Source organism: Alkalihalobacillus bogoriensis ATCC BAA-922 (assembly GCF_000621445.1).
GTDB lineage: Bacteria > Bacillota > Bacilli > Bacillales > Bacillaceae_F > Bacillus_AO > Bacillus_AO bogoriense.
Genome location: NZ_KK211277.1, coordinates 37,971 through 59,310, shown reverse-complemented (window position 1 = coordinate 59,310; position 21,340 = coordinate 37,971). Strand labels below are relative to the sequence as shown.

The following is a 21,340-nucleotide window of genomic DNA, read 5'->3' as shown; positions in this document are numbered from 1 at the left end:
AAGTGGGGTGAGTAAGACATGAGAAAAGCTGTCATTCTGGCTGGAGGTACAGGGACGCGCCTTTCTCCTATGACAAAAATTATAAATAAACATTTGCTACCAGTTGGTCGGTACCCAATGATATATTGGTCATTATTTAAACTACAAGAAGCATGTGTTAAAGACATTCTAATTATCACATCACGAGACCATCTTGATTCATTCCAACAGCTATTAGGGGATGGAAAGGAATTCGGTGTTCGTTTGAGCTATGCTGTTCAAGAAGAAGCAAGTGGGATTGCAGCAGCTCTTTCTATAGCAAAAACCTTTGTACAGAACGAAAAGTTCCTTGTGATACTAGGAGATAATTTATTTGATGACAAGTTAACACCCTTTATTGAGGAGTTTAAGCAGCAAGAGGATGGAGCTTATATTTTATTAAAAAAAGTGCAAAATCCAAAAAGATATGGAATTGCATGCATCGATGATAAAACAAATAAAGTGTATGAACTCCTAGAAAAACCAAATATAAAAGGACCTGCCTATTGTGTAACAGGGATTTATATGTATGATCCAACTGTTTTTTCTTTTATTGAACAAGTATCTCCGTCAGCACGTGGAGAATTGGAAATTACAGATGTTAATTTGATTTATGTTAAACGGCAGGCTATGGCGTTTAATTTTCTAAAAGACTGGTGGATTGATGCAGGAACACCTGAGTCACTCTTTGAAGCAAATTATCATTATTTTACTAGAGAAAAAGCGGCAGGAGGTTATGATGACTAAGCAATTACTAGTGACAGGTGGGGCTGGATTTATCGGTTCAAACTTCATCGATTACGTGTTAAGCCACACGCAAACATATGAAGTCACGAATGTCGACGCCCTTACGTATGCAGGTCATATTGACAATACAGCCACGTTTGCTCATGACAAACGTTATCGTTTTTTTTCAGTCGATATTACAAAGAAGGATCAAATAGAAAAAGTATTTGACAGAACATATGATGTCATTGTTCATTTTGCAGCAGAATCCCATGTGGACCGAAGTATTGTTCAACCTAGTTTGTTTTTAAATACGAATATTATGGGAACGAATCACTTGCTACTTGCTTTACTTGAAGGGTATGCAAAAAAACTGGTGTATATTTCAACTGATGAAGTGTATGGGTCATTACAAGCAGAGGAACCTCCGTTTACAGAACAATCTCCTTTGGCGGCAAACAACCCTTATTCGGCAAGTAAAGCGGGAGCTGATTTATTAGTTCGTTCCTATTTTAAAACGTATAATGCACCTGTTATAACAACACGATGTAGTAATAATTACGGTCCGTATCAACATCCCGAAAAGTTCATTCCAAAAATTATCAACTTTGCATTAAAAAACAAAACGATACCGGTTTACGGTGATGGCTCTCATATTCGTGATTGGTTATATGTAAAAGACCATTGTCAAGCGATTTACACGATTATGGAGAAAGGGAAAATTGGTGAAGTGTATAATATTGGTGGTTTAAATGAAAAGACAAATATAGATCTTGTTCAAAGTATTTTATCTTATATGGGTAAAGATAATCACCAGATTCAGTTTGTCGAAGACCGAAAAGGACATGACCGTCGCTATGCCATTGATTCAACAAAAGTAAAAAAAGAACTTGGGTGGGAACCACAAATGTCTTTCACCGAAGGAATAAAACAAACTGTTGACTGGTATGTAAAAAATGAACAATGGGTAAAATCCGTGCTTGGTAGGAATGAGAGATTATGAAAGTTCTTATTACAGGTGGATCAGGTCAACTCGGTAAAGCATTATATAAAAAAATGAAAGAATCTTCTTATGAAGTCTTCTCACTCTCAAAGAAAGAGCTTGATATTACAGGACAACAAATAGAGGATGTGTTTCAACGTATATTGCCAAACTATGTTTTTCATTGTGCTGCGTATACGGCAGTCGATAATTGTGAGGACCATTCGTTGCTTGCTTTTAACACAAATGCAATTGGGACGTTAACGATAGCGCAGGCTTGTAAGAGAGTTGGGGCGACTTTAGTTTATATTAGTTCTGATTATGTATTTGATGGAAAAAAAAGAAGTCCTTACATTGAAACAGACGAACCGAATCCCCTTAATATATATGGGCTAAGTAAGTGGATGGGAGAAGAGCTCGTACAAAAAACATTGCGTGAGCATTATATTGTAAGAACGTCTTGGCTTTACGGGCATGGGGGCAAAAATTTTGTCAATACAATGAGGTCGTTTGCGTTACGGAAAAAACAAGTACCCGTTGTTGATGATCAACTTGGTGCACCGACATATGTTTGTGATTTGGTCGATGTTCTCATAAAGCTTATAGATAAACCTTATGGAATTTATCATGTTAGAAATGAAGGGGAATGCAGTTGGTATCAGTTTGCACAATGTATTTACGAAGAAAGCGGAAGTGATGTAAATCTTGTTGAACCGACTTCATCTATTAAATATAAGTCCAAAGCCCTACGACCGAGCTATTCATTATTAGACATAGCGAAATTAGAAGAAAATAAGATTCCTAAACCCCGTCATTGGAAACTAGCATTAAGAGAGTTTTTAAAGAAGGAGGGAGACGATGATTGAAGGTGTCAAAATAAAGCAAATCAAAAAGCATTGTGATGACCGCGGTTTTTTTACTGAACTTGTCCGTGATGATGAAGCATTATTAGAAAAGTTTGGGCAAGCGTCGTTATCTATGAGTTATCCTGGTGTTATAAAAGCATTTCATTATCATGAAAAACAAGATGATTTATGGTTTTTTCCAGCTGGGAATGCCCAAGTGGTTTTATATGACTTACGACCAAATTCAACAACCACAGGGAAAACCGATGTGTATTATATGGGAGAGGAAAACCAAATTTTGTTGCTTATCCCAAAAGGTGTGGCCCACGGATATCGTGTTCTTGGTGAAAAGCCAGCAACGATTCTTTATTTTACAACTCATTCTTATGATGCAAAACAGCCCGATGAAAAACGGATACCTTGGGACGATCCGGAAATTGGATTTGACTGGACTACAAAATTCCGATAAGAAATTGAAGCCATGGAGAGGAGGTATTCCTCTCCATGGCTTCTCTTTAACGGAGGCGCTTGAACTGTGTGTTATAGGGTTGGGTGCAGAACAAAACCAAAACGAGCGTAAAACTGGAGAGAAGTGTCTAATAGGAAGGTTCTATTAGACAAAACGAGAGCAAAACCGGAGAGAAGTGTCCAATAGAGTGGTTCTATTGGACAAAACAAGAGTAAAACCGGAGAAATTTTTCTACTATAAAAGAAATCGTAAATGGAGCAATTAGTCGTCCAAGCGAAAAAAAGAATTCGGAAGCCTTTTATCATCGTTTTGTATGATGGAATTGGTGGAGTTGTTGTTGTAAGCGTTGTTTAGCAAAGGAATAAAGTTGTTGGTCGAGAGAATTATTGGCATAAATCATGTCGATCGTTTTTTTTCGTATTTTGTGGATCGGAGTTTTTTTCTTTGTTTTATTTAGCTTTGTATATTGTGTTTGCGCCCAGCCGAATCTTTGTTTCATTAAAAATAACGACTCATTAAATTGTTCCGTTAATCCGACAACTGAAAAATGGGATGTGATATTTTTCCTTGCTTGTTGTAAATCTTTTTCAGTTAACGGGGAACCGAGTTGACCTGAAAGAAAACGAGTTTGTATATTCATATGATTTGGCTGACTTTGATATTGTTCAAGTGTCATATTCTTAACTTGGTGATGGAGCCGATGTTTTTTGTTCGTACAGATAAAATAATATTCAGAAATGATTCTTTCTGCTGGTTCACGAAGCATTGTAATATAAACACATGGTGTAGTGAAAAATTCATGTACACCATATGGAAAATGTCCTTGAATGCAAGCTGTAGGTTGGTTTGCAATGGCTTTTAGTTTTTCTGCTCTTTCATGATGGTCTTCATAAATATCAAAGTTCAAATGGGATGGAACATTTTTTTTGATGATATTTTTTAATGTTGTCCCTCCCGTTTTAGGCATATGAAGATGGATGATGATGTCATTCATAGATGATCACTCTTTTCTATTAAATTTGCGGGTTTCATCTGTATCGTATGCTTTCTCAACAAAATGTGCGCTACGTTACATTAGTAGGAATACCTATTGGGCTATATAGCTCTCGGTATTCCTTTTTTAAAAGATAAGAAAGATAAAAATATTGGTGTAGCAGTGAAGCTTTGAAAGAAAAGACGCTCCTGCTTTTTTCTTATAGATTGAGTAAAAGCTCGTATAAACGAATAACTAAATTTAGGAAAATGACGGCATGGCCTATAGCAATAGAGGGTTATGAACATAGTGTAAAAGTAAAGTCATTTTGTTGACACGTTTGAATTTGAAAATAAACGAGGGGTTTTCTATGAAAGTAATGACAATTTTAGGAACTAGACCAGAAATCATTCGATTGAGTCTTGTTATGAAAAAACTCGATGAGCTAGCTGAAAATCATATCGTTGTCCATACAGGGCAAAACTTTACCACTTCATTAAGCGAGGTGTTTTTTAAAGAATTACAAGTTCGAGCACCAGACTATGTCCTAGGACATCAACAGCAAACATTAGGGGAACAATTAGCATCGCTCTTTAAAAAATTAGAGCCGATTCTTTTAAAAGAAAAGCCAGATAAAGTGCTCGTGTTAGGAGATACAAACAGTGGGTTAAGTGCGATATTAGCTGAAAGAATGGGAATTCCTGTTATTCATATGGAAGCCGGAAACCGTTGTTTTGACTTAGAGGTACCAGAAGAAAAAAACCGTCGTGTTATCGATGCGATTTCAACGATTAATTTACCGTATACTCCTCAAAGTAAAGAAAATCTACTCAAAGAGGGCATTCCTTCCAATCGAATTTATATATCAGGTAACCCAATTTACGAAGTGTTACAACATTACAACAAAGAGATAAACGAAAGTGAGATTTTACAAAAGCTGAATTTGCAACGACAAGATTATTTTTTAGTCACGATTCATAGAGCCGAAAATGTTGACCATGAAGACCGTCTACTAGAAATTATGAAAGGAATTCAGCTTGTTGCGAGCCAGTTTCAAAAAAGAGTGATATGCAGTATTCATCCGAGAACAAAATCAAAATTAGAAAAAGCAGATTTCCTCGAAATGGACCCTCTCGTAGAGTTTCATGAACCATTTGGATTTTTTGATTTTATCCAACTTGAAAAAAATGCGTATTGTGTCCTCACAGATAGTGGGACTGTTCAAGAAGAGTGTTGTTTGTTTCATGTTCCAACTGTAACAGTTCGGAAAACAACAGAACGTCCTGAGACCATTGAATGCGGAAGCAATCTTTTATCAGGAATTCAAGCAAAACAAATGGTAACAGCTGTTCGTGTTATGGTTAATCAACCAAAAACATGGGTGTTCCCAAAAGGATATGATGATGCAGATGTATCAGATAAAGTCGTAAAAATCATTTTAGGAGGTAGTGAAGTTGTTTAAAGATAAAATCATTTTAGTGACTGGCGGTACTGGTTCATGGGGATATGAACTTGTTCGTCAGTTGTTAACTCATAACCCTAAGGAAATTCGAATTTTTTCAAGAAATGAAGCAAATCAATTTGATATGAAACAAGAGTTTAATCATGATAAAAAATTAAAATTTATTATAGGTGACATTAAAGAAAAAGATTCTCTTCTCGATGCTTGTCATCAAGTCGACTATATATATCATCTCGCCGCATTAAAGCATGTCCCTGTCTGTGAGGACCAACCAATTGAAGCGTTAAAATCAAACGTCATCGGCACTCAAAATGTTATTGATGTTGCGATGAAATGTAATGTTGATAAAGTTATTTACATTTCTACAGATAAAGCATCCAATCCTTCTAACTTTTACGGGTTAACAAAAGCAATGGGAGAAAAATTAATTATTCATGCGAACACATTAAACACAAAAACCAGGTTTGTCTGTATCCGTGGAGGCAATGTTCTCGGCTCAAATGGAAGTGTTATTCATGTCTTTAAAAAGCAAATTAAAGACACTGGAAAAATTGGCATTACACACATGAATATGACGAGGTTCTTTTTAACATTAGAGGATGCGATAAAACTCGTGTTTAAAGCGACAGTAGAAAGCTACGGCGGGGAAACGTACGTGATGAAAATGCCAGCATGTAAAATTGTTGATTTAGCAAAAGTTATTGCTGAAGCAGCAAATGTGAAAGACGTCGAGTTTGAAATACTTGGTATACGTCCAGGGGAAAAAATTGCGGAGTTGCTTCTTTCCTCATATGAAAGTGATAAAGCGATTCTCTATGATGAGGAGTATTTTGTAATTTTACCGACGGTACCAATTGAAGGGTTAAAGGACAGGTACGCTAACTATGAGCCTGCAAATCTAGAAGATTATAATTCTAGTCAAAATTTAATGACCCAATCTGAGATTAAAGCGATGTTAAAGAAAGGGGGCTTTATTTAAAATGAGGTTGCTCATTCTTGGCGGAAAAGGAATGGCCGGTCATGTGATAACAAAATATTTTCAAGGAAAAGAAGGATATGAAGTATATTATTCTTCGCGTGATCAAACAGACACAAATGGTATCTTCCTAGATGTGACAAATAGTCAAGATGTTGAGAAAGTTATTGAAAATATAAGACCTCATATTACAGTAAACTGCACGGGAATATTAAATCAACATGCTACAGATGATCCCTTTCTTGCTTTTCAAGTGAACAGTATATTGCCACAACAACTCGTGAAGTTAACAGAGCGATATGGTGGAAAACTCGTGCAAATTAGCACGGATTGTGTGTTCTCAGGTAAAAAAGGAGAGTACACTGAGACAGATGACCCTGATGGAACGTCTGTATATTCAGAGTCGAAAAAGCTTGGAGAAATTTTAAGCGATAAACATGTAACGATTCGGACGTCCATTATAGGTCCTGAATTAAAAGACAATGGAATTGGCTTATTTCTATGGTTTATGAAACAAACAGGAGAAGTGAGTGGTTACACAAAGGCGTTATGGAATGGAGTGACAACACTTGAGTTAGCGAAAGCGATTGAAAAGATAATCGAGCACCATGTGACGGGCCTATATCATTTATGTTCAGAAACAAAAATTTCAAAATATGAGTTACTAACGATAATAAAAGAAGTCTTTGAAAAGGAAGACGTCGAAATTTCACCTGATGATAGCAAAGTGATTGACCGAACTTTGAAAAACACGCGGTCTGATTTCCAGTATGATGTGCCTGATTATAAAGAAATGATACTTGAATTAAAAGACTGGATGAGACAATCATGAAAATCATCATAACAGGTGCAAGTGGATTTACAGGTCAGCATGCATGCCAACATTTTAGTGACGCTCGCTATGAAGTGATTGCGATCACTAGAAAAAGTGAAGTAGAAGCAAAAAACTGTGAAGTTAAATATTGTGATTTAACAAACCAAAAGGCTGTTTTAGAACTAATCAAAGCAACAAAGCCTGATTATGTCCTGCATTTAGCAGGGCAAAATCATGTTGGAGACTCATGGGAGGACCCGGTCTCTTCAATTCAAGCGAATATGATGACGACGATTTATTTGCTTGACGCCGTTAGAAAAGAATGTCCTTCATGCAAAGTCGTCATTGTTGGCTCTGCTTTGCAATTTGATGTTGGAAATATTGCAACTCTCACACACCCTTATAGCTTAAGTAAGACGATGCAAGTATTGATTGCTCAATCATGGAGTCATTTATATGGACTAAACGTCGTAATCGCAAAACCTTCAAATATCGTTGGACCAGGTCGTTCAAACGGTGTTTGCTCGATTTTTGCACGGAAAATCATGAATATGGAACAAGACGAAACGGAACAAAAGCATCTAGAGGTTAGTCATCTCGGTGTTCAACGTGATTTCGTTGATGTTCGCGATGTTGTGAAAGGATATGATGTCTTGTTTCAACACGGAAAACCAGGTGAAATTTACGACATTTCATCAGGAATAAATCATTCATTAGGAGATGTCACCATGCATTTGAAAACTTTCACAGATGTGCATTTTAATGTGAAAAGTAAGCAATATGGAGAAATAAATAACCCTTCTCCAGTCAACCCTGAAAAAATATCAAAATTAGGGTGGAAACCAACGATTCCTTTTTCTGCTTCGATGAAAGATACATTGGACTATTACCGAAACTTGTCTTGAAAACAAAATTGACGATAAAGAGGTGAAGACTTTTGAAAGATGTCGGAGTAGTCATGCCTGTTTATACTCAAGTTCCCGAATATTTAAAGCTGGCATTACAGTCTATGCTTAACCAAAGTTATCAACATTTCCACTTTGTCATTGTTTCTGATGGAGCTTCAGCTAAAACGGTCAAACAAATAAAAGAGATAACACAAGGCGATTCTAGGGTGCACCTCATTGAAAAAGAGAAAAATGAAGGGGTACCTAAAGCATTAAATACAGGGTTTCATTATTTAATGAGTATACGTGAAATTAAATATTTCACATGGGTTTCTAGCGATAATATTTATTACCCAACTTTTTTAGAACAACACAGAAATACGTTAGAACAGGCACCTAAAAATGTTGGTTTATCTTTTAGTAGTTTTCGACATATTGATGCCGACGGGGAGCAATTAAAAGAACCACAATTAAAAGAGTTTTATGATTATCAAAATCAACCGAAGGAAAATTTAATTAATCATTGCTTTATTGGGGTTTCGTTTATGTATAAAAAGCGGTATGCCGCTATGATCGAAGGATATAAACTTGCCCCTGTAGAGGATTATGAATATTGGCTCCGTATTACAGAAGTTTGTGACATTCAATTTATACCTGAAGTGTTAATGGAATATCGTACTGAATCACCACTAAGCGTATCAGCTCAAGTAAAACATTCGAAAGACGGTCATCGTAAATGGAGATATGCTTTTAATCTGGCAAGATATGAAGCAAGACAACGGAGGCATATAGCTCCATTTTTAACAATTATATTCCCAGTAGATGACCAAATGAGTAATGTTGAAACTAAATTCGAGGATTTGTTAGAACAAACGTATAGTAATTTTAACTTTATTATTATCGACTGCAGTAGGAATCATAGTGTAACAGACGCACTTCAACCAATTAATGATCCACGACTAACCTTTTTACAGCTACCTAGTGGAACAAAAGAAGAAGCTGTTCAACTCGGACTTGAACGAGCAAACACACCATTAACAATGGTTTATGGAAAAGGAGCCTTTCCATCTTCGCCATGGGATTTAAACAACTTAATTATTCAGTTTCAGCAAGATAAATATAAAAGCTTAAGTCCGGTCACTAGTTATGAACAGATTATTTTTGAAAAGTTGTATTTTACGACACAACTATCCAAAGTAAAGGAGGGATTACAATTATAGATTCAATAAAAACTCCGAAAATATTTGTGAATTCTGTTCCAAAAAGTGGAACAAATTTACTGCTGCAAATTATTGAAGGCATTCCGAATATACAACGAATGCAAGAAGATGAACTATTTCAATTACAAAAAGGGGCTTATGTTACGAGCCATTTACCTTATGAAAAATCGTTAGCTAGGAAATTGCAAGAAAACGAAATCAAACATCTTTTAATTTATCGAGACCTACGTGATGTCACAGTGTCACTAAGGCATTTTATAAATGATAAATTTCCAGAACATCCGCTTCATAAAGTTTTTCAAGAACGCCTAGTGACAAAAGACGAACAATTGAATGCATTGATTATGGGTATTGACTTAATTGGAGAAGAACAACAGAATAAGTGGGGAATTATGAGGTACCCAGGTGTTTACGATGAGTATCGACTCATTTATGAATGGACAAAAGACCCTTCTGTATGCAGTGTGAGATTTGAAGACTTGATTGAAGATAATAATAAAGATGAAGCGATTTTATCCATTATTGAGTTTTTATTTGATGACTTCACTATACAGGAAAAACAGAAAAATCTTTTATCGGCGTTTACAAACGACTTCAGGAAAAAACAGAAGGTAATAAAAGAGACAAAGCAAACATTGTTACAATTGATGAAAGATAATATTAACCCAAGTCAAGCATGGACATTTCGTAAAGGAAAAAAAGGGGGGTGGAGAGAGGAATTTACTGTCGAACACAAAGAAAAGTTCAAAAAAATAACAGGAGATTTTTTACTTGAATATGGATATGAGAAAAATCAATTATGGTAATGTAAAAGCCAGCTATGGGAGTCTTGTAGCTGGCTTATATTATTTCCTTTTCTTCTTATTGGCTTTGCCGCTTTACTTTTAATTCCTCGATCATGTTAATGAAATGAGTGGCATAGTTTTCAGGAGAAAAATGATTTTCGATATGCTTTACACCAGTATTTCTTATTTTTTCTCTTAATCTGTTGTTTGTCATTAATTCTTTTCCTTGAGAGACCGCTTCAGCGATATTGCCTAATGTAAAAAATTTACCGGTTCGATTATGTTTAATAAAATTTTTTACTCCATCTGAATCGGTTGATAACACAGGACATTTACAAACCATCGCTTCGAGGACAGCATAGCCAAAACCCTCCACTTTTGAAGTTGAACACAGAAACCCTCCGGAATCCCCAATGGTTGAAAAATATGCAGCCATTTTATGGTGTGGCTGATTTTCAAATACTTGCAAACAGTGATGAAGCTGTAATTCCTGTACATTTTGTTTAAACGCGATTCTTTCATCTTTTGTTGACAATGTGCTGTCTTCAAACATCCAAAGCTGTAATGAAGGAAACTCCTTTTTTAGCTGGGCACCAATTTTTAAAAAATCACGCCAGTTTTTATTTTCCTCTAATCGACCGACCCAACCGACAATAGGGTTTGGCTGTTTCGGTTGACGTTTATAATGAAAGGTGTCAAGACTGAAGCTATTGTGAAAACTATATTTAGGAAGATGCGGGAAGTGCTTTTCAAATGCTGTGACGAGATGAGGTGTCCTTGGATAAAGGATGGCATCACAATATTGGTTTAATATTGGTGAAGCATGTTTTTGTAAAAAGTAATCAGCGTATTTCTTATCCGTTCCTAACCCTTGCACTTCATAAATGACAAGCCCGGTATAACCACTTTCCTTCATTTTTTTTTGTAAGAGAAGGTCAGAATTTACAACGATGGCATCAAAGTTTCCCTTCTCAATAATGTCTTTAATTTCTTTATCATTGTTGGTGACATATATCGGGGCATCGATCTTGTTTTGCAATCCTGTTCCTTTTTGTAAATATAAGAAATGGCAATTAATACCGCGTGGTTGTAGTGCATAATAACGTTGTCTGTTTAACGTTTCCACTCCACCGCTCGGAATAAAAAAAGTAAACAATATGTTTATGATACCCACCTCCAATATAAGGTTCATACATAAAATTATATGTAATGTTACTATAATTTGACACGAAAGTTTGGCTGTTTGGTCTCCTTTGTAGCAGGGAAATTTGAGTAATTATCATCTTATTGAATTTTCTGTAATAGGATGGTTGTAAGCTAAGAAATTGTGCTAAGAAAGGAGGAGTTATAGTGGAAAGGTCTGGAGTATTATTTATTTGCCATCCTTGGGGTGGTGGGACGGAAGTTTATGAGAATCAATGTATTGAAGAGTTAAAAGGAATAAGGAACATTTTTCGTTTGCGAATGAACGAAAATCTACTTTCAGTTATCGAAGTGAACAGACAAAAAGTAATACGATATGCAATTCAAACAACTGAACTCAATTGGAGTTCATTTCATAAAATGTTAAAACAGTGTAACATAACGTATATTTATATTAATCATTTAGTGACATTCCCGCTATTTAAACTTATTCATTATATTATTCGGTGTAACATCCCGTATGCTTATTTTATTGCTGATTATTATTGTGTTTGCCCTAGCTTTAACTTACTTAATTATGAAGAAAAATATTGTTTTGCTGAAACAAATATAGCAAAATGCCAAGCGTGTATTCAAACGAACCTTATTACAGAGCAACAAATTAATATGAAAGCCTCCTCGATTCGCATTGCCAAATGGAGACATAAATTTTTTCAGTTGCTCCAGCATGCAGATACTGTAATCGCACCTAGTCACACGACGAAAGAAATTATTCAACGATATTATCCGACTCTTCCTATTCATGTTTCTGCACCAAAAACCCCAGAGCATATTATGTATACATACCAACCACATTTTGCACTGAACCGATTGAATATCGCTTTTATTGGTCATATCGGAAAAAATAAAGGGTTAACAATTTTATATGAGCTAAAAGAAGCCATTAAACAACAAGGTTTACCATTGACAATTAAAGTCATTGGGACGACAGATAAACACCCTACACCTTATAGTGATGAAGCGGGTTACTTCCATGTTGTTGGTCAATATGAGCCGAAACAATTGTCGTATTTATTATCACAACATGAAATTTCCATCGTTGTTATGTCTTCGATTTGTCCAGAAACATATTCTTATACAACAACAGAAGCACTTCTTTCTGGATACCCTGTGATTACCTTTAATTTAGGCGCACCTGTAGAAAGAGTACAGCAATTGAATGGAGGATGGGTTGTCGGTCAATTGGATAGTCAAGCTTTGCTTCAGTTATTACTACAGTTACATGCAAATCGGGAAGAACTTATGAATAAAGTGAATAATTTACGCACATAAACCGAGTAAGGAGGAGAGCAATTGAAGCCTGTCGTATCAATTATTCTTACAAGCTACAACAAACCAAACACAGTAGGAAAATCCATTGAGAGTGTACTCGCACAAACTTTTACACATTGGGAATTGTTTATTATGGATGATGCTTCAAATGAGGAAACGACAACGAAAATCAAATCTTATTTACATGATGAACGAATCCATTACTATAATAGTCAAATTGAAAATAAAAACCGTTACAAAACAACACGTTATGCGACATTAATCAATACGGCCATTCCAAAAACAAAAGGTGAATTCTTAACATACTTAACAGATGATACGATGTATGTACCTAAGCGATTAGAGTTGATGATGCAAGTCTTTAATCACAATTCAGTGATAGAGGCTGTTTATTCAGGACAGAAAGTCATCCATGTCGATGAAAATTTGGATGTATTAACAGAGCGAACCCGGATGACGAAAGGAACCTTACAAGAGGCTGCCAACATCGTTGATCATTGTTCTGTTATGCATACAAGAAAAATAGCCGACCAAGTGTTTCAAACGTATGGTAGCTTTTGGAACGATGACCCTAAGTATTGGCATAATGCAGATGCGGCTTTTTGGAGTCGGGTAAATACATTTACTTCGTTTCATCCAATAGAAGAAATTTTGGATATTAGTTATAAGACTCCGTATTCCTTTCAAAATTTAAATGCCAATCTTCCTGAGCACTTGCCAGAAGGAACAATCGTAAAAGGGCAATCTTCTAACGTGTATGTAATTGAAGAGAGTCGAAGAAGAGAAATTGACCGAGAGTGGTTTCCGGTACTACTCTATCGAAGTCGGGACATTGTTGAAATCCCTGACCCGATTTTATTTAAATATTCGCTAGGACCAAAAATCGATGAAACGGTTTTTTCAAACCCTTCTTTATTTCCGAATGGTCGTCTTGTCAAAGCGAAAGAGTCAACTACAATCTATTATATTGAAAATCATCAAAAAAGATTGATAGATGGCTTTAAAGCTTTTAAAAAATTTAAGTTTCAAAAAAAAAATATCATTCCTTTAACTTACGAGTTTCTTGAAGGGTTTGAGTTAGGTCCTCCTATTCATAGTTCAATTACCGAACATACCATTCTCCCGAGTCAATTATTGTTTAAAGATTTTTCCAGCTATTATTTAAGCAACCAAAACCAGCTTCATCCGATTGAGAAAAATAGTGTCAAGAAATTAAACCTTAAGGAACAACAAGCCATTCGATTATCGAAAAAAGAAAAGAAACTCTTTACGGAAGGTACTCCATTTTGTTGGACGTATTTTCAAAAGTGAAACATGTTATTCGGTATCTTTTTCCATCCATGGTTTTTTGTTTTGTCTCATTTTAGATTGGATTCCTTTAGAGTGAATCCGATGTTCATCTGTGACAATGTGAAGCGGATGAAACTCCCAGTGTTGAACAAGTTTTCTAAAAAAAACAGCATCGGCATGATTCCAATATTGTGGATTGTCATCCCAACCACCAATAATATTGAAACAGCTTCGTCGGTGCATAAAGGAATTATGGTCAACTTTGCCCATAGGATGTTTTGTCACTCCAACTGACGGACGAATAAACTCACGGACTTTTAATCCATTTCTTATATGAACTACTTTTTGCTTTCCATACACAATATGGATGTTCGGATTTTTTTGAAATACTTTCACCATTTGTTTAAAAAGATGCGGATAATAAATATCATCATCTGTTAAATAAGTGACAACATCTCCTGTTATATGAGGAATAGCTAGGTTTATACAAGTTGCATAACGAGTTGTTTTATAGCGGTCTTCATCTTTAACACCGGACTGTATCAGCTTCAAGCGTTCGTCACTAGCGACTAAATGTTGAAGCATTTGTTTTGTTTTTGCATTAGAATTGTCATCGACGATGATAAGTTCCCAGTGAGGATATGTTTGTTTTTTTACACTATTAATCGCTTCTTGTACTCCTCTTGGTCGGTTATAACTTGTGAGAATACAGCTCACTTTTATCATTTTTTCACCACCTTATTAAAACAACTACTATATCTTATGTCAGGCTTTATCGGTTTGAATAGATGAATAACGGACTTTGACAAAAGTTAGGTTAGAAGGTGAATTTGATCGGAAAACACAAATCAGACTTTTTATCGCTCATTAATTATCGAAGTTTTTGTGATGTTCAAGACTTTACGGCTTATGAAAGAGGACATTCGCCAAAAGATACTCTTTATCTTATCCAACAACAAGAAACATTGCCATTAATCCAACCAGATGTTCATGGCACAAAAAAACAGTTTCCAAAGATTTGTACGACAAATGAATTTTATATTGCGAGCATAAACCATGCAGTATGTTTGAAACATCAACCAATTGTTGCTCGTAAGCAATTTTTATTACCTGATAGTTTTAGATTTTATCATTATATGTCCGGACATAAAGCGCTATTGTATCATGCTAATTCCAATCGTTTTGAAACAAAAGAAAAACGAACAAATGTGGAGAAAATCCCAGGGGAAATGATTTTTTTAAGTGGTGAGTTATCAGATTCCTATGGTCATTTTTTACTTGAAGTGCTTTCTAGGTTATGGATTACACAAGTTTTAGATATAAGACAATACCGTTTTATCATGAATCCAACTGATAAACATCGATGGCAGTTGGATATGTTACAAGCGCTAGGTATTAAGCAGAAACAAATTGTATATTTACACAAACCTGTTCAATGTGAACGCCTATTAATTCCTGTTCAAGCTTTTGTGTTACGGAATTACACGTCAACATTAGCTGCACATACATGGAATAAGCTCGGGGATTATTATGATGAAGGGATTGGTCCAGAAAGAATTTATGTTTCTCGGTCAAAACTACAATATAAAAGAAGACGATTGTTGAATGAGAAAGCAGTTGAACGTGTTTTTGCTTCGCATGGTTTTGTTATCATTCACCCACAACAGTTAAACGTCCAACAACAAATTACGTTGTTTCGAAATGCAAAAATCATTGCTGGGCCATCAGGATCTGCTTTATATAACAGTGTATTTCAAAAAGAACAAACAAAAAAATTAATTCTCACAACCGAAAAATTTATAAAAGTAAGCGATGTGTTAATCAATACAACAACAAAAGGCAAGCTTAGTTATTTTCTAGGGAAAACAATGGAAGACAAGCGACCGATTGAGGCGGACTGGATGATTCGTATTGAGGAACTAAAAGCTTACTTACAGCATTATCTATAACAATAAAGCTAAAGTGAGGAGTTTTCCATTGAACTTAAAAAAAGTAATTGGTACGGGAGCATTCGACTTGCATATTCACACAACAGCCTCAGATGGCGAGTATTCCCCGACTGATATAGTTAAAAAAGCCAAAGAAGCAGGGATAGAAACGATTGCAATTACAGATCATGATACATTGGCTGGAATTAAGGAAGCAGAAATAGCGGGAAGCAAACTTGGTGTTCATATCATTCCTGCGATCGAACTAAGCACGAAGTATAAAGGGAAAAGTGTAGATATATTAGGCTACAATATTAAAACTGAAGCAGAGCTTACAAAAACATTACGACAGATGCGACAAGAAAGAGAAGGGAGAGCGAATCGAATCATTGAAAAGTTTAATGAAATAGGTTTTGCAATTACATTGGATGATATCAAACAATATAGCCAAGGAGGAGTCATTGCGCGACCTCATATTGCAAAAGCAATTGTAAAGAAAGGATATGTTTCTGATTATCAAACGGTGTTTGATGATTATTTAGCGGATGGAAAACCGTGTGCCATAGAAAAAATGATTCTATCTCCGCAAGAGGGAATAGCGCTTATACAAAAAGCTGGTGGAAAAGCTGTGTTAGCCCATCCTGTTTATATTGGAGATGACGAGCTTGTCCGTGAACTAATCACACTTGGTTTTGATGGAATTGAGGTGTGGCATAGAAGTCATTTGAAAGAACATCGTGAGGTTTATAAAGCAATGGCCAAAGAATATGATTTGCTAATGACCGGGGGCTCAGACTTTCATCATGATGAGCATCAATTAGGACAATTTGGATTCGAAAAGGAAGATGGTAAGTAAGCGGCCATGAAAACCGTTATCTGTGAACATGGCTAGCGTTTTGGAACGTTGGAGGACACAGGGGCAGTTAATCATAATATATCGCTAGGAATAGAGTGGCTTTTGCGTGAATAAGCGCTCCTGTGGCCGCAAAAAAACGGAAACCCGTATCATGTTCACAAATAACGGCTGCTCTGACCGCAAAAATGAGACATGGGATGTGTTGATTGTTTATCATACACTTCGCTTGAAAGAAAAAACGCTCCGCGTTTTTCTTTATGAGATAAGAAAGTAAAAAATTTTGGTCTAGCAGCGAAGCATTGAAAGCTTATTCAAGAAGAGCGAAGGCTACGCACCTGCGCGTTTCACCCCAAGAAGAGCACTTGGGGTTCACTGTCAAAAGCGGGCAGGGCTCCGCACTTCGCTTGAAAGAAAAAACGCTCCGCGTTTTTCTTGCCATATGATTTCTACAAACGAATTGTTACATCTTATTTTGCTATTTGTTCCATGACCGTTTGGAGCAGTTTTGTGATTCGATGGTAAAAGGTATGGGATTGTAGCACCCGTTTATGAGCGTTTTCTCCGATTTCTTGTCTTTTCTTCTCTGCGTTCATATAATAATCGATTTTTTCAACTGCGTCTTCTTCTGAATGAAAAGAGACGATTTCGTTGTGAAGTGCAAAATGTGTAGATATATCCTCTTTTTCTTCTATTAGTTGAAATGCAGCACAAGCGGCAATATCAAATGTCCGATTGTTAATACTATGATTTACAACCCCGAAGCGATTTTTATTCATCGCTTCTTGATAGGAACGGTGAGTATTTAAACAAATTTTTGCATTTGAATAATAATAGCTCACTTTTTGAGGAGATAACCATCCTTTTATGATTTTCAATTGTTTGGACTCAGTAAAGTAGTTTTTCCAATGACTTGATACGATGATGCGGTAAGGTGTTTCTTTTAATAATTTGGTGATTAAGGAAACTCTATTTTCATAGGGATACCCGATTAAACAAAGATCACTCGCGAATTTATCATTAGTAGGTTTCGGCGAAAAAGTTTCGGGATCAGTTCCTAAAGGTAAATGATAAACATGATCAAAGCCTTGCATTTGATAAAAGCGTAATGCTGATATATCAATTGTAAAAACAAAATCATAGTAGGAGATATAAGAAACGGTATGGTCAATATAATAAGGATCTTCGGTTAGCCAAAGTGCTAATGGAATGTCTTTTCTTTTTAGCCAATCTAGTACATCGTTAGGAAGTTTATCACCTATTAAAGTGATGACAAGGTCAGGCTGAAATGAACGACAGATTGTTTTGAAATAAGAGAGTTCTTTTGTAGGGTGAATACTGCGAACTTGACCATTTGTCATTTCCTTTAATTGTTTTATAATCCATTGGTCAAAATACGTATAGATTTTCCCGTAGCCGGATGGTATATATATGATTTTCATCAGTTTTACCTCTTGTTAAAAGAACGTTAATAGTTTAGTACGATTTGATTTAATGCAGATCGTCCTTTTTGTATCTCTTGTGAATACACAAACCCTTTCATAATAATAGAGTGGCTATCTTTTATAGGTGTAAGTAGTAGTGAAAAATTAGAGAAGAATAATTGTTCTCCAGGCTCTATGACGGTTTGATGTATGGGGCGTAACCAATGCTCGCCGCTTGCTTTCATTTTCTCTTGCCAATTTGGATGAACATATGTCCATTCTTCTGTTGCTGTTTCATCAAGAATAATCCCTTCATCTTGATCAGTAGCACGAGTATGATATTTTATTTTTCCGCTTAGAACACATGCGTCGGCTGGAAGAGTTTGCAAACAAATAATCGGTGTCGTTAACGGTTGGTTTCCCGTGTTTTCTATAATAAAGTTTCCAAGGATCATCGTATCTTCATCTTTAGAATTAGACAGAATGGTTGAATAGCTGAAGTAGGCTTGACAATCGATTCGTGGTTCCTCTGTTTTTTCTTCAATGTGAACTTGTGTTTGCTCTTTCGCTTCGCTTGCTTGTAATCTTTTTTCATAATCTTCAAGTTGTTGCTTATACCGTGACACTTCTGAGCGATAATGGATGATTTTTTGTTTTAATTGAATAATCGAATCTTGTGATGCAGATGGTTGCTTTTTAGGTTGCATAAAGCTTTCCCTCCTCGATTATAAAAGGTAAATAAGAAAAGGGAGAGTGGGCCCTCTCCCTCAACTAAATCTAATGATTTACGTAAGTTTACGCTTTACAGGTCCTGGAAAAACCTCTGGGCATTGTGGTGGGAAAATATCAACAGGGCATAATACATCTTCTACGGGTAATTCTTGTCTAGGCTTGCAAATCGCAGCGTCAACCTCTAGTTTAACTAATGCTTCCATTTGTACATCAAGACAAATTAAAATTGATACGTCAAGTTGTTGGAAGTTATTATCACAAATGACATCTGCATCACATTGGAAGTATGTTACATGGCAAACGACTTCCGTTCCTTCTGGTGCACATAAGAAAAATGTTTGAGCAGTTGCAAATTGGATTGGCTCTGTGCGGCAAATGATTTGTTCATTTACGTCACGGATAACAACTTGAACTAACCCTTTAACAAGTACTTTCACTTTTTCAAGAGTTACTGTTTCGCCTGAAGGAAGTGTTACATTTACAGATTGTCTTCCGTTATGCTGACGAATTTCTTGACATAGGATAGAGTTTTCAATTAATTCACAATGAACGGTATACCCAGGATATTGCTCTAACAACTCACATAAATTGTCTGGTGGTGTAAATCCGTTAACGACACACTCAAAAATATTGTCTAACTCATCACCGTTAAAACTCATTAATGGTAAATCGATTTGACGTGTTACCCAGTCGTATACTTTGGGAACTCGAATACAAACCTTATGCTTATTATGGCTCATTTTGTTTCCTCCTTAGAATTTTTACCCTAAAAATTTGTGTGTTCAATTACATCGGGTAATGAACTAATGTATCCTATGAATATCAGGGGTAAGTGTGCAAGTTTTACTTTCAATTTTTTACTATTAGGCATATATATAGAAATAAGCCAAGAATTGACATCATATGTTTATAGAAAATGGATTGAGCGGAGGGGTAAGGATGAATAAAGAGGAAAACCAACGGAAAAGCCTGAATGACCCAGTTTTACTTAAACAAAAGTTGATTTACGTGCAATCTGAATTAGCCCTTTATAAAGCGAAAGTAGAAGAATATGAAAATAACTACCGTTATCAGCAATTAAAAAGTGTGAAAGACGAAAACGACATGCTCCGGACAGAGGTAACAGAAAAGGAAAGGAGGCTAAATGAAGTAATCGAAACGCTTGAAAATGTAAGTCAACAACAAATAGAAGGTAAAAACCATATAGCGGAATTAACAGGGCAACTTGAACGTGTAACCAATGAATGGGAAAAACAAAACCAAGCCGTGAAGGATATAACAGAGGAAAAAGAAAAGTTAATCGAAACAATAGACGAATATAAGAAACGATTAAATGACGAAAAAGAAGCAAACAAAGAGTTGCAGCAGCAAAACCAAGCTGTGAAGGAGCTAACAGAGGAAAAAGAAAAGTTAAACGAAACAATAGCTGAATATAAGAAACGATTAAATGACGAAAAAGAAGTAAACAAAGAGTTGCAACAGCAAATTCAATCGGTGAGTGAAATAACAGAAGAAAAAGAAAAGCTAAACGAAACAATAGTGAAATATGAAGAGAAGCTTCGTGAGGAGAAACTAAAAAACATGAACTTTCTCCAACAAGTCACCAATATGAGTGAAGAAATGGAAGAAGTGAACGACATTCTTGAACAAAAGAAGCAAGAAAGTAAAAAGCTTTCTGAACTTATTACAAAGTTACAGGAAGACATCGCGGAGCAAAAAGTGGAATTTGAATTACAAAAGAATGAACTTACTTGTGTAAAATCACAACTAAAGGAAAAAGAAGAACAGCTTAAAAATAATGAGCATGTCGAGGATACAGAACCAGATGCATGGTTTTTAAGAAATGTAAAGGAAGTAGCCAAAAAAGGAGAGGCACCTATCAGTAAACAAGCTCAACTAGACGATTATTCTATTTTTTTAACAGAAAGAAAAGGAGAGCGACCTAGAAAAGAGAACGATAAAGAATAGAATCTAGTCTATTACCTATTTTTCAGCCTATTATTTTGCAAAACCGTCTAATTTGTACACCTTGTATTAAAGGACATCATAAATTAATAGTAACTTTAATAATAAAGGTGGATTGCGCATGAGACACAAAAAGTTCATAGGAACGGCTTCACCAGTATATAAAACAAGGCCAGCTGTTAATAAAACAAAAAAATCTACATCAGCGGTTCATAGCTATAGTAGTAGTTCAACAAGAACGGTTGCAAAAGGTTGTAACTGTGGAAAGAAAATCGTAAAAAAATAAAAGACAAAAACTCAGGTTAGTCACAACTATAGCCTGAGTTTTTTTTGAAAGATAAGAAAGAAAATTTTTGGTCTAGCAGCGAAGCTTTGAAAGCTTATTCAAGAAGAGCGAAGGCTGCGCACCTGCGCGTTTTACCCCAAGAAGAGCACTTGTGGTTCACTGTCAAAAGCGGGCAGGGCTCCGCACTTCGCTTGAATCGAAAAGACGCTCCGCGTTTTTCTTAAATGATT

General features: G+C 35.8%; 22 protein-coding genes. 16 read left to right on the top strand and 6 right to left on the bottom strand.

What is annotated here, in order from left to right:
- The first annotated feature begins 18 nt into the window (after nt 1-18).
- The 4 genes from T323_RS26970 to T323_RS0116060 are packed head-to-tail and all read left to right on the top strand — an operon-like array spanning nt 19 to nt 3,040.
- Nucleotides 19-765, top strand: a complete 747-nt coding sequence (locus T323_RS26970) for a sugar phosphate nucleotidyltransferase (protein WP_051556577.1) — start codon at nt 19-21, stop codon at nt 763-765.
- Nucleotides 758-1,747 carry a dTDP-glucose 4,6-dehydratase gene (gene rfbB, locus T323_RS26965; RefSeq protein ID WP_035179045.1) on the top strand — a complete coding sequence of 330 codons (990 nt, stop codon included), beginning with the start codon at nt 758-760 and terminating at the stop codon, nt 1,745-1,747. The genes T323_RS26970 and rfbB overlap by 8 nt, the downstream gene beginning before the upstream one ends.
- Nucleotides 1,744-2,592 carry a dTDP-4-dehydrorhamnose reductase gene (rfbD, locus tag T323_RS0116065; RefSeq protein ID WP_051556576.1) on the top strand — a complete coding sequence of 283 codons (849 nt, stop codon included), beginning with the start codon at nt 1,744-1,746 and terminating at the stop codon, nt 2,590-2,592. Before rfbB ends, rfbD begins: the two co-directional genes overlap by 4 nt.
- Nucleotides 2,585-3,040: a dTDP-4-dehydrorhamnose 3,5-epimerase family protein gene (locus tag T323_RS0116060; protein WP_026674170.1), complete on the top strand. Its 456-nt coding sequence runs from the start codon at nt 2,585-2,587 to the stop codon at nt 3,038-3,040. The genes rfbD and T323_RS0116060 overlap by 8 nt, the downstream gene beginning before the upstream one ends.
- 301 nt (nt 3,041-3,341) lie before the next feature.
- On the opposite strand, the gene T323_RS0116055 is transcribed toward T323_RS0116060, so the two are convergent.
- Nucleotides 3,342-4,034, bottom strand: coding sequence for a sulfotransferase family 2 domain-containing protein (locus tag T323_RS0116055; protein ID WP_026674169.1), 693 nt, complete (start codon nt 4,032-4,034; stop codon nt 3,342-3,344).
- A 349-nt stretch (nt 4,035-4,383) separates the two neighbouring features.
- Between T323_RS0116055 and wecB the strand changes: the two genes are divergently transcribed.
- From wecB to T323_RS0116025, 6 genes are read left to right on the top strand one after another with little or no spacing between them, the layout of a single operon-like run.
- The gene (gene wecB, locus T323_RS0116050; protein ID WP_026674168.1) at nt 4,384-5,475 is read left to right on the top strand and encodes a non-hydrolyzing UDP-N-acetylglucosamine 2-epimerase; all 1,092 of its coding nucleotides are present in this window, start codon (nt 4,384-4,386) and stop codon (nt 5,473-5,475) included.
- The gene (locus T323_RS0116045) at nt 5,468-6,454 is read left to right on the top strand and encodes a polysaccharide biosynthesis protein (protein WP_026674167.1); all 987 of its coding nucleotides are present in this window, start codon (nt 5,468-5,470) and stop codon (nt 6,452-6,454) included. Before wecB ends, T323_RS0116045 begins: the two co-directional genes overlap by 8 nt.
- 1 nt (nt 6,455) lies before the next feature.
- Nucleotides 6,456-7,283, top strand: coding sequence for a dTDP-4-dehydrorhamnose reductase family protein (locus T323_RS0116040; RefSeq protein ID WP_026674166.1), 828 nt, complete (start codon nt 6,456-6,458; stop codon nt 7,281-7,283).
- Nucleotides 7,280-8,170, top strand: coding sequence for an NAD-dependent epimerase/dehydratase family protein (locus tag T323_RS0116035; protein ID WP_026674165.1), 891 nt, complete (start codon nt 7,280-7,282; stop codon nt 8,168-8,170). The genes T323_RS0116040 and T323_RS0116035 overlap by 4 nt, the downstream gene beginning before the upstream one ends.
- 32 nt (nt 8,171-8,202) lie before the next feature.
- Nucleotides 8,203-9,372 carry a glycosyltransferase gene (locus T323_RS26960; protein WP_051556575.1) on the top strand — a complete coding sequence of 390 codons (1,170 nt, stop codon included), beginning with the start codon at nt 8,203-8,205 and terminating at the stop codon, nt 9,370-9,372.
- Nucleotides 9,373-9,398: 26 nt separating this feature from the next.
- Nucleotides 9,399-10,178 carry a sulfotransferase domain-containing protein gene (locus T323_RS0116025; RefSeq protein ID WP_051556574.1) on the top strand — a complete coding sequence of 260 codons (780 nt, stop codon included), beginning with the start codon at nt 9,399-9,401 and terminating at the stop codon, nt 10,176-10,178.
- 55 nt (nt 10,179-10,233) lie between these two features.
- Here T323_RS0116025 and T323_RS0116020 read toward each other — a convergent pair whose 3' ends face one another.
- On the bottom strand, nt 10,234-11,313 hold the full coding sequence (locus T323_RS0116020) for a glycosyltransferase family 4 protein (RefSeq protein WP_245613739.1): 1,080 nt from the start codon (nt 11,311-11,313) through the stop codon (nt 10,234-10,236).
- A 194-nt stretch (nt 11,314-11,507) separates the two neighbouring features.
- On the opposite strand from T323_RS0116020, the gene T323_RS0116015 reads away from it, so the two are divergent.
- Entirely contained in the window at nt 11,508-12,632 is a 1,125-nt protein-coding gene (locus tag T323_RS0116015) for a glycosyltransferase (protein ID WP_051556572.1), read from the top strand.
- Between the two features lie 21 nt (nt 12,633-12,653).
- Complete coding sequence (locus tag T323_RS0116010) at nt 12,654-13,943, top strand: glycosyltransferase family A protein (protein WP_026674161.1); 1,290 nt, start codon at nt 12,654-12,656, stop codon at nt 13,941-13,943.
- A 6-nt stretch (nt 13,944-13,949) separates the two neighbouring features.
- Here T323_RS0116010 and T323_RS26955 read toward each other — a convergent pair whose 3' ends face one another.
- Complete coding sequence (locus T323_RS26955; RefSeq protein ID WP_051556571.1) at nt 13,950-14,648, bottom strand: glycosyltransferase family 2 protein; 699 nt, start codon at nt 14,646-14,648, stop codon at nt 13,950-13,952.
- 104 nt (nt 14,649-14,752) lie between these two features.
- Here T323_RS26955 and T323_RS0116000 point away from each other — a divergent pair, with 104 nt between their 5' ends.
- Both T323_RS0116000 and T323_RS0115995 read left to right on the top strand, forming a co-directional pair.
- On the top strand, nt 14,753-15,871 hold the full coding sequence (locus T323_RS0116000; RefSeq protein ID WP_026674160.1) for a glycosyltransferase family 61 protein: 1,119 nt from the start codon (nt 14,753-14,755) through the stop codon (nt 15,869-15,871).
- A 28-nt stretch (nt 15,872-15,899) separates the two neighbouring features.
- Complete coding sequence (locus T323_RS0115995) at nt 15,900-16,706, top strand: PHP domain-containing protein (RefSeq protein WP_026674159.1); 807 nt, start codon at nt 15,900-15,902, stop codon at nt 16,704-16,706.
- A gap of 467 nt (nt 16,707-17,173) precedes the next feature.
- On the opposite strand, the gene T323_RS0115990 is transcribed toward T323_RS0115995, so the two are convergent.
- From T323_RS0115990 to T323_RS0115980, 3 genes are all read right to left on the bottom strand, one after another.
- A complete protein-coding gene (locus tag T323_RS0115990; RefSeq protein ID WP_026674158.1) occupies nt 17,174-18,145 on the bottom strand; it encodes a CgeB family protein in 972 nt (323 codons plus the stop codon).
- 26 nt (nt 18,146-18,171) lie between these two features.
- On the bottom strand, nt 18,172-18,834 hold the full coding sequence (locus T323_RS0115985; protein ID WP_026674157.1) for a hypothetical protein: 663 nt from the start codon (nt 18,832-18,834) through the stop codon (nt 18,172-18,174).
- A 78-nt stretch (nt 18,835-18,912) separates the two neighbouring features.
- On the bottom strand, nt 18,913-19,599 hold the full coding sequence (locus T323_RS0115980; RefSeq protein WP_026674156.1) for a BMQ_0737 family morphogenetic spore coat protein: 687 nt from the start codon (nt 19,597-19,599) through the stop codon (nt 18,913-18,915).
- Nucleotides 19,600-19,798: 199 nt separating this feature from the next.
- Here T323_RS0115980 and T323_RS0115975 point away from each other — a divergent pair, with 199 nt between their 5' ends.
- Together T323_RS0115975 and T323_RS28915 are read left to right on the top strand one after the other, a co-directional pair.
- Nucleotides 19,799-20,827: a coiled-coil domain-containing protein gene (locus tag T323_RS0115975; protein ID WP_026674155.1), complete on the top strand. Its 1,029-nt coding sequence runs from the start codon at nt 19,799-19,801 to the stop codon at nt 20,825-20,827.
- Nucleotides 20,828-20,945: 118 nt separating this feature from the next.
- Nucleotides 20,946-21,110, top strand: coding sequence for a hypothetical protein (locus tag T323_RS28915; RefSeq protein ID WP_156942465.1), 165 nt, complete (start codon nt 20,946-20,948; stop codon nt 21,108-21,110).
- Nucleotides 21,111-21,340: the final 230 nt, after the last annotated feature.

Excerpts from the sequence above, each read along its gene's own strand:
- T323_RS26970 (WP_051556577.1), top strand. The coding sequence starts at position 19 with ATGAGAAAAGCTGTCATTCTGGCTGGAGGTACAGGGACGCGCCTTTCT.
- rfbB (WP_035179045.1), top strand. The coding sequence starts at position 758 with ATGACTAAGCAATTACTAGTGACAGGTGGGGCTGGATTTATCGGTTCA.
- rfbD (WP_051556576.1), top strand. The coding sequence starts at position 1,744 with ATGAAAGTTCTTATTACAGGTGGATCAGGTCAACTCGGTAAAGCATTA.
- T323_RS0116060 (WP_026674170.1), top strand. The coding sequence starts at position 2,585 with ATGATTGAAGGTGTCAAAATAAAGCAAATCAAAAAGCATTGTGATGAC.
- T323_RS0116055 (WP_026674169.1), bottom strand. The coding sequence starts at position 4,034 with ATGAATGACATCATCATCCATCTTCATATGCCTAAAACGGGAGGGACA.
- wecB (WP_026674168.1), top strand. The coding sequence starts at position 4,384 with ATGAAAGTAATGACAATTTTAGGAACTAGACCAGAAATCATTCGATTG.
- T323_RS0116040 (WP_026674166.1), top strand. The coding sequence starts at position 6,456 with ATGAGGTTGCTCATTCTTGGCGGAAAAGGAATGGCCGGTCATGTGATA.
- T323_RS0116035 (WP_026674165.1), top strand. The coding sequence starts at position 7,280 with ATGAAAATCATCATAACAGGTGCAAGTGGATTTACAGGTCAGCATGCA.
- T323_RS26955 (WP_051556571.1), bottom strand. The coding sequence starts at position 14,648 with ATGATAAAAGTGAGCTGTATTCTCACAAGTTATAACCGACCAAGAGGA.
- T323_RS0115990 (WP_026674158.1), bottom strand. The coding sequence starts at position 18,145 with ATGAAAATCATATATATACCATCCGGCTACGGGAAAATCTATACGTAT.
- T323_RS0115985 (WP_026674157.1), bottom strand. The coding sequence starts at position 18,834 with ATGCAACCTAAAAAGCAACCATCTGCATCACAAGATTCGATTATTCAA.
- T323_RS0115980 (WP_026674156.1), bottom strand. The coding sequence starts at position 19,599 with ATGAGCCATAATAAGCATAAGGTTTGTATTCGAGTTCCCAAAGTATAC.
- T323_RS0115975 (WP_026674155.1), top strand. The coding sequence starts at position 19,799 with ATGAATAAAGAGGAAAACCAACGGAAAAGCCTGAATGACCCAGTTTTA.
- T323_RS28915 (WP_156942465.1), top strand. The coding sequence starts at position 20,946 with ATGAGACACAAAAAGTTCATAGGAACGGCTTCACCAGTATATAAAACA.